Source organism: Microbacterium sp. (genome assembly GCF_047972865.1).
In the GTDB taxonomy this organism is placed as follows: Bacteria; Actinomycetota; Actinomycetes; order Actinomycetales; family Microbacteriaceae; genus Microbacterium.
In genome coordinates this window covers 1-10,365 of the sequence record NZ_JBKEAY010000048.1, presented here as the reverse complement: position 1 = coordinate 10,365, position 10,365 = coordinate 1, and the positions used below count along the sequence as shown (strand labels likewise).

At 68.9% G+C, this 10,365-nt stretch carries 11 protein-coding genes and 1 tRNA gene; 6 read left to right on the top strand and 6 right to left on the bottom strand.

Going from position 1 to position 10,365, the window contains the following annotated elements; genetic code table 11:
* Both ACK5KK_RS02660 and ACK5KK_RS02655 read left to right on the top strand, forming a co-directional pair.
* On the top strand, positions 1-473 hold a 473-nt coding region (locus ACK5KK_RS02660), incomplete at its 5' end, for a helix-turn-helix domain-containing protein (RefSeq protein WP_416888544.1).
* A gap of 12 nt (positions 474-485) precedes the next feature.
* Positions 486-932: a GAF domain-containing protein gene (locus ACK5KK_RS02655; protein WP_416888543.1), complete on the top strand. Its 447-nt coding sequence runs from the start codon at positions 486-488 to the stop codon at positions 930-932.
* Between the two features lie 31 nt (positions 933-963).
* Here the strand turns inward: ACK5KK_RS02655 and ACK5KK_RS02650 are convergent, their stop codons facing one another.
* Genes ACK5KK_RS02650 through ACK5KK_RS02635 form a run of 4 tightly spaced genes read right to left on the bottom strand, consistent with a single transcriptional unit; the run spans position 964 to position 7,539 of the window.
* On the bottom strand, positions 964-2,085 hold the full coding sequence (locus tag ACK5KK_RS02650; RefSeq protein WP_416888542.1) for a DUF3322 domain-containing protein: 1,122 nt from the start codon (positions 2,083-2,085) through the stop codon (positions 964-966).
* A complete protein-coding gene (locus ACK5KK_RS02645; protein WP_416888541.1) occupies positions 2,082-5,435 on the bottom strand; it encodes an ATP-binding protein in 3,354 nt (1,117 codons plus the stop codon). Before ACK5KK_RS02645 ends, ACK5KK_RS02650 begins: the two co-directional genes overlap by 4 nt.
* Entirely contained in the window at positions 5,432-6,091 is a 660-nt protein-coding gene (locus ACK5KK_RS02640; protein ID WP_416888540.1) for a DUF4194 domain-containing protein, read from the bottom strand. The genes ACK5KK_RS02645 and ACK5KK_RS02640 overlap by 4 nt, the downstream gene beginning before the upstream one ends.
* Complete coding sequence (locus ACK5KK_RS02635; RefSeq protein ID WP_416888539.1) at positions 6,088-7,539, bottom strand: DUF3375 domain-containing protein; 1,452 nt, start codon at positions 7,537-7,539, stop codon at positions 6,088-6,090. The genes ACK5KK_RS02640 and ACK5KK_RS02635 overlap by 4 nt, the downstream gene beginning before the upstream one ends.
* A 9-nt stretch (positions 7,540-7,548) precedes the next feature.
* On the opposite strand from ACK5KK_RS02635, the gene ACK5KK_RS02630 reads away from it, so the two are divergent.
* Entirely contained in the window at positions 7,549-8,013 is a 465-nt protein-coding gene (locus tag ACK5KK_RS02630) for a PIN domain-containing protein (RefSeq protein WP_416888538.1), read from the top strand.
* Here ACK5KK_RS02630 and ACK5KK_RS02625 read toward each other — a convergent pair.
* Entirely contained in the window at positions 7,947-8,297 is a 351-nt protein-coding gene (locus tag ACK5KK_RS02625; protein ID WP_416888537.1) for a VOC family protein, read from the bottom strand. The genes ACK5KK_RS02630 and ACK5KK_RS02625 overlap by 67 nt on opposite strands.
* A gap of 59 nt (positions 8,298-8,356) precedes the next feature.
* Between ACK5KK_RS02625 and ACK5KK_RS02620 the strand changes: the two genes are divergently transcribed.
* Entirely contained in the window at positions 8,357-8,854 is a 498-nt protein-coding gene (locus ACK5KK_RS02620) for a TetR/AcrR family transcriptional regulator (protein WP_416888536.1), read from the top strand.
* Positions 8,855-9,000: 146 nt separating this feature from the next.
* A complete protein-coding gene (locus ACK5KK_RS02615) occupies positions 9,001-9,312 on the top strand; it encodes a hypothetical protein (RefSeq protein ID WP_416888535.1) in 312 nt (103 codons plus the stop codon).
* 537 nt (positions 9,313-9,849) lie between these two features.
* Here the strand turns inward: ACK5KK_RS02615 and ACK5KK_RS02610 are convergent.
* Positions 9,850-9,938: transfer RNA gene (locus ACK5KK_RS02610), tRNA-Ser, on the bottom strand.
* Positions 9,939-10,251: 313 nt separating this feature from the next.
* Here ACK5KK_RS02610 and ACK5KK_RS02605 point away from each other — a divergent pair.
* On the top strand, positions 10,252-10,365 hold a 114-nt coding region (locus ACK5KK_RS02605), incomplete at its 3' end, for a FitA-like ribbon-helix-helix domain-containing protein (RefSeq protein ID WP_416888545.1).

Here is a 10,365-nt window from a genome sequence, read left to right as displayed (position 1 = left end):
CCGCGCCGGGGCTGCGTGACCTCGGGATCGTCATCGGTGTGTCGAGTCTGGAATCGGACCCGGCACGCCTCCACGACCTCGTCGTCGAGGCCCGGTCGGCCGCCCGGGCCGCGCAGGCGACGGCCCCGGCGGAGATCGGACTGTTCGACGATCTCGGTCTGACGGCGATCGGCTACCTCTTCGACGTCGCCGACGCCCGCACCATCGCGCGACTGGTCGTACCGGACTTCTGTGCCGCGCCGGATCTGGCGACGCTGGCCGAGAGCGTTGCGGCATTCGTGGCCAGCGGCTCGGTGACCGCGGCGGCGGAGTCGCTGGGCATCCACCGGAACACGCTGACGGTGCGACTGGACCGTGCCCGCACGCTGGGGCTGCCGATCGGAGATCCGCGGTCGACGCTGGCGATCATGGCATTGGTCCGCGCCTTCGCCCCTCGGCTCGGGGCCGACCCCGCCTCGACCGGACAACACTGAAGGAGAACCCCGATGACCGTTCTTTCGCTCCCCGAAGCCCACCAGGAGGCACGGCGCTCACCCGGCGTGATCCTGTTCACGGTCTCGGCCATCGCCGACCGGGCGACGACGATGGCGCGCCTCTACACGAGTCATCCGGACGTGTACCCGGTCGGCGGCCGGAAGACCCTCGACGGGCAGACCTCCCCGTTCTGGTTCGAGCAGGTCGTGCGGGGCGGGCATCCGTTCCTCGGCCCCGACACCGAGGCCGTGCGGTCCTTCTTCTTCGACTCCTCGACCATCGAGTCGCTCGGCTGCGGCGCGATCATCAACGTCCCGGTGCGATATCGGGGCGAGACGATCGGATCCATCAACTTTCTCGATGCCGAGGGCGCGTACGATGCATCGTCCGTCGACGACGCGGTGCGGATCGCCGCCCGGGTCGTCGATGCGGTGCGCGAGGCCGCGCGGACGGTGTGAGACCGCGCGGGTCCGCCCGTCGGCTGCCGGCTCAGTTCACGGCGAGCCGCGTGAGCGCGTAGCTCCACGGAACGCGCTCCTGCTCCAAGCGCACGTTCCCCTCCGCACTCAACGCCTGGAGCGTCGAACGCTCCCCGGGCGTGAGCTGTTCGAGCACACCGACGTTCGGGTCCGGGTCGATCCCCCACAGGTCGCGGTGGTCGAACAGGGTGTCCGTGTCCATCACCGCGGATGTCGCGTCCACTCCCCGGGAGCGAAGCCGGTTGAGGATGGCGAACCCATGCGAATCGAGATCGCCCCAGTACGTGACCGTCTGCGCCCACGGGAGGCGAGCGACGAGATCGACGCGGTGACCGCCACCGTGCACCGCGACTGCGCCCGGCACGTCCGGCATCGCGAGCACGGTGGCGAGGTTCTCGAACACGAACACGCGCCCGGGCCGGATCGCGCTCACCGCGAGATCGTCCACGGGCGCCGACACGTCGGTGAGCCCGTGGAACGCGAGCGACGGGTCGAGAACGCGGATGCGCACGAGGGGTGACGGCTCACGCAGGCCCAGCCCGGGCGCGCCCGTGTCCGCCCGGTGCAGCGCCTCCACGAGCCCGTGGCGCGACTCGATCCATTTGGTGTGGATGCCGCGGATCGGCAGTTCCCGGATCAGACGGCCTGATGCGGGGTTCTCGCGCAGCCAGGTCAGCACGTCGACGAGCCTGGTGAAATCCGCGCCGTCGAGATCGGCGATCGCGCGGGCGCGGGCACGGAGCACAACGCCGGGCGCGGAACCGGCGAAACCCCTCAGCTCATCAAGCCGTGCCACCAGGAGGCGCCAGGCGCCCGCCTCACCGGCGACCCGGGCGATCGCATCCGGACCACGCAGCACCGCGCGAACGGGGACCTCTTGCGACCCGACGCGCGGCCAGCTTCGGACGACCCACTCCAGCTCGATGCCCGACGCCGCGGTGACACCGCGCCAGGAGGTGACCCACTGTCGAACGCGATCGAGGTCGCCCAGCACCTCGCGCTCGGTCGGCGGACGCAGCGACACGTCGAGCACGACATCGGTCCGGTGTTCGGCTGCCCACGTGCGCGCATCACGGTCGAAGAGCTTCTTCGCTCGTGCGCGGACGTCTGCCGGCGTGACGAGCGTGGTCACGCGCGCGACTCCGCATGCGGCGTGGCAGCGACCTGCGGTTCGTCGACCGAGAACACCACATTCGCCAGTCGTGACGCATCTCGATCGGGGTTCGACACCGAGGTGATCGCTCCCACGTACGGTTCGAGAGTCTGCAGCAGCTTCTGCGGTGTCGCGAGGATCATGTGGAATCCGAACGCGCGGAACACGTCCATCGCGTTGCGCGTGTAACGACTGTCGGCCTTGTCGAACGCCTCATCGAGCACGATCGACCCGAACTGCGGGACCTGGTCCTCTTCGTCCGTCAGCTGGTATCGCAGCGCGGCGGCGAGGCAGAAGATGACGAGCTTCTGCCGTTGCCCGCCGGACAGCCCCTCGGCCGAGTCGTACACGCGCAGGACCCGCCCGGCGACATCCTTCTCCCGAGCGAGGAAGCTCACATGCAGCCTCGTGTCCAGCACGCGACCCCGCCAGTCGAGGTCGACACGATCCTTCGATCCGAGTCGGCCGATCACGCGCTGCAACACGCCGAACCGTTGCTCGGCACCGTCCGCCGTCTCGTCGGCCCAGTTGCCTTCGACGATGCGGCGCAGGTCGGCGAGGAACTCATCGACCTCGGGAGTCCGCGTCGTCTTCACGTCGATCTCGAGGAAACGATCCGCCCCTTCGAACGGTGACCGCCCCAGGGACGCGTTGACGGGCAGGACCCGTTCCCGAATGAGCCCGGGTGCATCGCGAAGGTCGCTGAGCACGTGCGCGACGACGTCCTGCGATCGTTCCCGCAACAGCGTGCGGAACTCCGCCTCCTTCTCGGGCAGGCCACGGGCGAGGATGCCGTCGCGAAGCTCCCGGTAGCCGTACCGGTCGCCGATGTCTGGCGTCAGTTCAGCGGATGCCGCGGGCCAGTTGAGCCGGAACTCGGCGACACGCCCGGCGAACCGGGCGTCCGCGTCGGTCACCCGGCTGGCAGCGGCGTCCTTTTCTTTCGAGAGGGCGGACTGCACCTTCCGTGCGACTTCGTCCACCGTCTGTAGACCGATGGAGCGCCGTTCGTTTCGGAAGCGACCTTCGAGCTGATCACCGATCGACTGGTCGACCGGTGCGCGCGGAGCGACCTCGAGTTCGGCGATCTGCGCATCGATGCTCTCGACGTTCTTGCGGGCGACCGCGCGGTCTCCGAGCGCCCGTGCGTGCTTCTCGTTCGTCTCCTCCCGTCGCTGGGTCGCTCGCTCGGCGGCTTCCTGGGCGTCGCGGAGAGTCCCCGACTCACTCGTGAGCACGCGCAGCTCGTCGCGCCGGGCGGCGGTGAACGCCGTTGCCGACACGAGATCCACGAGATCCCAGGTGACGGTCGACACACGCGTGAAGACGTCGCGCCGGGTCACCGCGTCTTGACGAAGCGCATCGGCTTCGGCATCCCGAGCCGACGCCTCCGCCACCGCCTCCTCCGCCGCGCGACGGCGCTCCAGCAGAGCATCGAGCCGCGTCTCTGTGTCGCCGCCCAGCACCCACCGGGTGGCATCACCGACATCGTGACGGTCGTCCTTCTCGTACCTGCGGGAGTTGCGCTTGACGAGACCACCGATCGTGACGCCACGGTCGACGTCATCGAGCTCGTCGGGGTGCGCGACGCAGGCGAAGTCGAACTCGGTGGCGATGCGTTTGCGGACGTACGAGGCGAAGGGCCCATCGCTCACGGTGAGGCGATGAGCGAGGGAACGGGAGTCCTTGGGACGACGCGGCTCGTCGACCGAGTGCGGGACGGCCTCCATGACGAGCCGGACACCGAGTGTGCGCGACTCGACAGCGCGACGGGCGGCGACGAGGTGTTCGTCGCGAACGAGGAGCGTCGACGAGAACGGGGCCATGACACGCTCCGCCGCGCCACGCCACGCGGTGTGCTGTTCAGCGACCGAGATCAACTCACCGGCGAAGGGGATGCTCGACTCCGGCACACCGATCGCGGCGGCGACGAGTCGCCGGGCTCTCAGAAGCTTCTCGTCGAGGTTGCTTCGGTGATCTCGCAGCGCCTGAATCTGTCGCGTGACGTCGTCGAGTGCCTTGCGTGCCTGACTCGCGGCGTCTCGCACCTCGTACGACACCGCGGGGATCTCGCGCGCGGCTTCCGTGACGGCCACCGCGAGAAGCTCCGCAAACTGTTCCGCGTCTTCGGGGAGCGGTGCGCCGATCCGCGCCAGTTCGGCGGCCAGCTGGGACCGGTACTGCCGGGTGCTGTCTTCGGCACGCTGCGCGCTGTCGATCCGCTCCTGCAGAAGCTCTACGCGCGCACCGCCCTCGTCCCGCACGCGCGCTTTCGCGGTCTCCAGCGCCTCGGCCGCCAACCGTTGCTCGCGTGCGGCGTCGCTCAGCTCGTTTTCGGCACGGGCCAGCACGGCACGTGCCGGACCTGCGGCATCCTTCGCAAGGCGCAGCTTGAGTTCCGAGGTGAACGGCTCGACCGCGTCGTGGAGGTCGGCGATCGCGGCCACCTCGGCGCTGGCCCGGTCGAACTCCGTGATCGCCTCATCGACCTTGCGAAGCGCGTCGGCCTGCTTTCGCAGGTCGACCACGTGCTTGTGGGCCGAATCGAGTTCCGTGAACTGCTCGACGGCGGTCTCGGCCCGGGCGAACGTGCCCGGCTGGCCGAGCATGAAACCACGGAACAGCGCATCGAGGGTCCCGAGGTTCTTCGCCGATTGGGTCTTGTGGAGAAGCTGAAGCGTCGTGTCTGCTCGGAAGCCGAACTGGCGGATGACGCGCTCGTGGAAGCGGCCGTGTCGTCCGCCGGTGGTGATCAGCGCGTCGGAGAACGCCTTCGACATGCGGCGCGCATCGATGCCGCTTTGGACGTAGGGCGTCATCTCTCGAAGCTCTATCTGACCGCGGGTGAAGATGCGCGCGTCCTTCAACGCCGTCGGGTCCGTGCGCGTGCCGGGTGCGTGGAACACCCGCAGCAGGGCGACGGGTTCGTCGCGGAGGTTCTCGTAGCGCAGCAGGATGCCGCTCCACGTCGCCTTCGAACGTAGATACGTCGTGGTGGCGCGATCGGCCGTCTCGTCCGCTTCCTTGCTCCAGGCACCCCGCACATAGCTCATCAGTGTCCGGTCGCTGTGCCGGGAAGCACCGTCTTGAGCGGCCGCGTTCAGGCGCAGCCACTTGTCGGGGGTGAGGACGGCGGCGACCGCGTCGAGGAGCGATGACTTACCCGATCCGGACGCCCCGGTGAACAGGTGGCCGGTCCGCGCGACGTCGACCGTGACGTGACCTGCGAACGTGCCCCAGTTGACGAGTTCGATCTGGGCGAGACGCCACTGGCCGGGCCTGGTCGGGTCGGCTTCCGGCTCGTCGGCAGGAAAGCTCAGCATCGTCATGGGGTCTCGTCCTCGGCATCCGTCGGTGAAGCAATGACGTCGCCCTCAGCTTCGCGAGCGATCCGCTGGTACTCCGCCGTGATCGCGCGGATCTGGTCGGCGTCGACGAGCAGGCGGACCACGGGTGAGATCTCGGCGCGGTCATCGCCGATGGCGTGCAGGACTCGGAGCTTGTTCTGCATCTTGTTCCACGAGGAGTTGACGCGGCTCGCGAAGTCCTTCTCGTCGCGGTCCGGGGTGCGGAACACCGCGAGCTGCTCGAACACTTCCGCCTGCCCGACGATCACCCGGCCGCGGCCCTCTTCGCTCAGCAAGGTCTGGCGCAGCACCAGCAGCATGGCGGTGTCGAGGAACGTCAGCGCTTCGGAACGCACCGCTTTCGGGGCTTCGTCGGAGGGAGCGTTTCGGACGAAAGCGAACTCGTTGTCACGGTCGATGACCAGTTCGAGGAACAGGTCGGCGAGCCGGGAGCGGATGACGGCCTCGTCGGTGACCAGGACCGCCCACAGCAGCGCTTCGCGCGCGCCCGAGAGATACGGCCCGCGCACGAGACGCAGCAGCACACGCCGCGTGCGGTCCGGCAGTTCCCCCGCATCGCCGCGCCAGAGACCTGGGGGCTCGTCGGGGACGGCATCCACTGTGGCCGGTTCGGTCATGTCACCGCTCCCGTGAATCGGTGCGCGGCGACGACCGCGGCTCGCGAAACACCGTCGGCGCCCTGCCACGCGAGCACCTCGCGCTCACCGTCGACGGTGCCCTGCTCAGCCGCGATCGAGAGCAGTCCGATGACGCTGCCGACGCCCTGCGTCGCGGGGTGTCGAGCGAGGACATCGGCGACGGTGCATGAGGGCATCTCCACGAGCAGGTCGTTGACGTTTCGGGTGAGCTCCTCGAAGTCGATCTCGGTCTCCCGAGCGATCGCCCGCAAGTCCTCAAGGCTCGCGAGAGATGCCGTCTGCGTGACGATCTCTTCGGCGGCGTCGAACTCGGCAGGGTCGTGAGGGTCGATCGCCCCGATACTCGACAGCCCGACGGAGGACAGATCCAGGGTGAGGGACGTCGGATGCCAGGGCCGCGTGTGCGCGGCGGCGGCCATCCCCGCGTGCTGAGCCTCCCGCAGGAGCGTCCGCAGCACCCGGTCGCGCTGGTAGTCCTGCGACTGCACGTAGCGGCGAAGCGCCCGGGCGAACAGTGTGATGACGTCGTGGATCTCAGCGCTGCGGCTCTTGAGCGTCGTGAGGAACGAGCGCAGCGCCCGGCGCTCATCCGGGGTGAGATCGCGGGCGAATCCTCGGTCAAGGATGCGGCGGATGTCGGCCTCGAACGCGGCACCGAGTGCAGGGTCGAGCACGAGCTGAGAGAAGGCGGCGAAGCTGCGGCCGGCATCCGAGTCGGAGATGTGGTCGATTCCGCGGAAGACGTCGTCGACGACGGACGCCTGCGAGCCATCGGACTCGACGATCTTCGCTCGAAGCGACGCATTGAGCGTCTCGAACTCGACGCGAACCCGGGCGAAGTCGTCCGGAACGTCCGCCGCCTGCACCAGCACGTCGCGCACGCGTTCGAGCGCTCGCTCCGGGTCGATCGCGGTTTCGTCGCCCGAACGCAGACTTTCGATGCGGCGCTCGATCCCGTCGATCTCCTCCTCCAGAAGCGCTATCCGCGCCGATACGTCGGGATCGGTATCGATCGCGAGGCGGCGGACTTGGGCAGCCAGGCTCGCGAGGCGCGACTCGGTCACCCTCGACCGCGGGGCGGAGCGCCCCTGCAGGAACCGGATGGCAGCGATCGCATCCGGCGACAGCTCAAGCGTCTCGCCCCGTGCTTCCGACGACGGCCGCCGCACCAGGAAGCCAGCCGATCGCCACTGCCCGCAATATCCCTTCGCGGTCAGCGCGAGGGCCAGGCCCTGCGCGCGGAGCCGCTCGAGGTCGGTATCGATCCGCTCGTACAGGTCCTCGGCGTCGATGCGGCGCTGGTCCCCACCCAGGTGGGCGCCGAGAAGACCCGCGATCACAGGTGCGTTGTCGGCGCGGAGGAGTTTCCACGCGGCGTCGCGTTCGGCGAGCGGGGTGAGCTCGAGAACCTGGGCGACGGCGGGCATCCGTCCATTGTGACCGATGCCACCGACATCGTCGCTCGCCGGATGCGAAACCGCCGGCACGGCGTGATCGTCCTCGACACCAACGTCGTGTCCGAGGCGACGCGGCCGGCGCCGGATCCGCGTGTGCTCAGGTGGCTCAACGCGCGGGCGACCGGCGACCTGTATCTGTCGGGTGTGGCCCTCGCCGAGGTGCTGTTCGGGGTCAGCGCCCTGCCGGTCGGCGCGAGGAAAGACAAACTGGCGCATGCTCTCGACAGTCCGGTGCCGCTGTTCCCCGGACGGGTGCTCCCGGTTCGACCAGGAAGCCGCGCGGCGCTATGCGGGCACGGCTGTGGCCGCGCGCACCGCAGGCCGCCCGCTGTCGGTCGCGCCCGCCTCGGGGTCGCCGCGCTCGACGGCCGTCGCCGCTACGAGACCGCCGCTTCGGTGGATTGGTCGATGACCTGGATCATGGCCCCGCCTGGCTCGCGGTAGGTCCCCTGGAAGCCGCCGGGGATCTCCGTCGGCTCCTCGACCACGGCAAGGGCCTCCGGGCGGGAAGCGTGGAACGCGGCGACGGAATCGACCACGAAGACCGGGGAGATCGGCGCGGTCGGGTCGTTCGCATCGAGCATGATCTGGACCTCGCTCCCCGGCAGGGCGAGCGCGACGGTCGTGTCGCCCTCGCGCCACAACTCGGTGAAGCCGAGTCCGTCGCGGTAGAGAACCAGCGATGCGCCGAGGTCGGTGGTCGGGATGAGCAGGAACTCGAGCTTCATAGTGGATGCCTTCCGTGTCGTAATTCGATTCATGGCGAGCATAACCGCATTATGTAAGTGTGCGCGAGTGGATTCCGGTGTCGACCTCCCCACGCGGCCGGCTCGCGCTGGCCGCGGTGCAGCAGTTCGGCGCCCAACCGTTCGACGAGGTGACGGTCAGTGCGCTCGCGGCCGACGCCGAGGTGACCACCGGGGCGATCTACCACCACTTCGGCAGCAAGCTCGGCCTGTACGAGTTCGTGCGCGCAGACGTCGAGCGGCGCCTGCTGGATCGGATGGAGGGAGCGGCCGATGCCGCGTCAGAACCGACGGCGGGCGCGCGGTCGGCGCTGCTGGTCGGCTTCGACTTCGCGGTGCGCGAGGGCTTCTCGCGCCTGCTCGGCACCCCGCCCGCCGGGTCCGAGGGGGACCGGCTGACGGACCTGCTGGCCGCTCAGCACGCGTCCCCGCTGCTCGGGCGGGTCATCGCGGCTGCCTGGAGGGAGGCGCTCGCCGCGGTCGCCGACGGCGCTGACCCCGCGCAGGCCCGCGCCGCCCTGGAAGCGATCGCCCCCTGACCGCGCCGCGGCTCTGCAGGAACGAGCGCTGACCCCGATCCGCGGGATCGGGGTCACGGGGTACTCCGGTGCGCCTGGCGCGTCGTGTCACGCAGCTCCTCCCCCGTCGCAGGCTGGGTGTCGGGGCCGCGCCGTAGCTTGGCGTCATGACGATCAACGATGTCCTTGTGGAGGGCGAACCCGCCGGATTGCTCCTTGACGCACTGACCACCCTGATGGAGAACTCCGAAGAAGTCGACGGCATGATCAACGCCGACATCATGTGGGGCGGCGATAGCGGCGCCGCGCTCGTGCACACACTCGGAAGGATCACGGCGGAGCTGCGTGCCAACGACATGCGCAGCTTCCTCCCCGGAGCAATACCCAACGCACGCACAGACGAGCAGCGGGGCGCTGACGCCCTCCTTGTCCTCGTCAGGCGGCTGGACGAGGCCATGACAGGGCAGCGCAGCCCATGACGCGCATCGCGCGAGCCTTGACAACCCGCGGACGGAAGGGTCACTCGCGCAGGTCGGCCGAACGCGTCGGCTGCCGTCCACCGAACCGCCGCAGATTTCGCGGCGAACAGCATCGTCGTTGTTCTCCTCGCGTGGGTCGCTTCACCGGCTGGTCGGTCGTGGGAAGAGATGATCGGCATCCTGTCGGAGTTTCTCCCGCCCTGGCCGAGCCAAGAGCCGCAGAGCACCGCAGTGCCTGGCCTTCACACGCTCGCGAAATCGACAGACACCCCCGACGACCAGGCCGAGGACTGACACGTGGCCGCGGTCCACACTGACATCTGGCCGCGCGCTCTTCTTGCGCACAGCCGGCACTCTGCACTGCTGCGGAAATCTGCGGTTCTCCGGATGCCGGGGCTGTACAGGTGCGGAATTGTGCAGATTTCCGGAGTTGTGCGGGCGCGGCCCGGACAAGACCGCAGCTACCGGTGCTCGCACGGCATGCAGAAACCCCCGGCAAGCTCACGCGTGCCAGGGGTTCCATTATCAATTCCACTGCGGAGACGGAGGGATTTGAACCCTCGGTCCCCGTGAGGGGACTCCACCTTAGCAAGGTGGTGCACTCGACCGGACTATGCGACGACTCCCTAGTGCTTCCAACCTAGCGGACGCCGGAATCCCTTGTGATTGCTGGGAAGTCTGGCCGTTAGGCCGGGCGCACGCCCCGCACTCGTCACACGTCAGAATCCGCCCGAAACGGCATCCTCGGGAGGCTCGGGGTCACCTGGGGGTCACTTGGCGCTCGTTCCTGAGAGCGACGAGACGCCTGGAAACACGGGCGAAGCCGGGGCGCAGGCACCGTCTCAGTCGCGCGGAGTCGGTGCACCGAGGACATCGAGGCCTCGATCGTCTATGACTGCAATCTGCTAGAGTGCTGTCACAGGTGCTGGAGGTGGAGCGATGGCAGTCCTGACCGTTCGGAACGTTCCCGACGAGGTACACCGCGCGCTGCGCGTGCGCGCGGCCGAGCACGGCCGCAGCGCGGAGGCGGAGGTGCGCGAGATTCTGAGCGCC

Bases quoted from the DNA above. Each gene is read 5' to 3' on its own strand.
- ACK5KK_RS02655 (WP_416888543.1), top strand. From the start codon at position 486: ATGACCGTTCTTTCGCTCCCCGAAGCCCACCAGGAGGCACGGCGCTCA.
- ACK5KK_RS02645 (WP_416888541.1), bottom strand. From the start codon at position 5,435: ATGACGATGCTGAGCTTTCCTGCCGACGAGCCGGAAGCCGACCCGACC.
- ACK5KK_RS02640 (WP_416888540.1), bottom strand. From the start codon at position 6,091: ATGACCGAACCGGCCACAGTGGATGCCGTCCCCGACGAGCCCCCAGGT.
- ACK5KK_RS02635 (WP_416888539.1), bottom strand. From the start codon at position 7,539: ATGCCCGCCGTCGCCCAGGTTCTCGAGCTCACCCCGCTCGCCGAACGC.
- ACK5KK_RS02625 (WP_416888537.1), bottom strand. From the start codon at position 8,297: ATGAAGCTCGAGTTCCTGCTCATCCCGACCACCGACCTCGGCGCATCG.
- ACK5KK_RS02615 (WP_416888535.1), top strand. From the start codon at position 9,001: ATGACGATCAACGATGTCCTTGTGGAGGGCGAACCCGCCGGATTGCTC.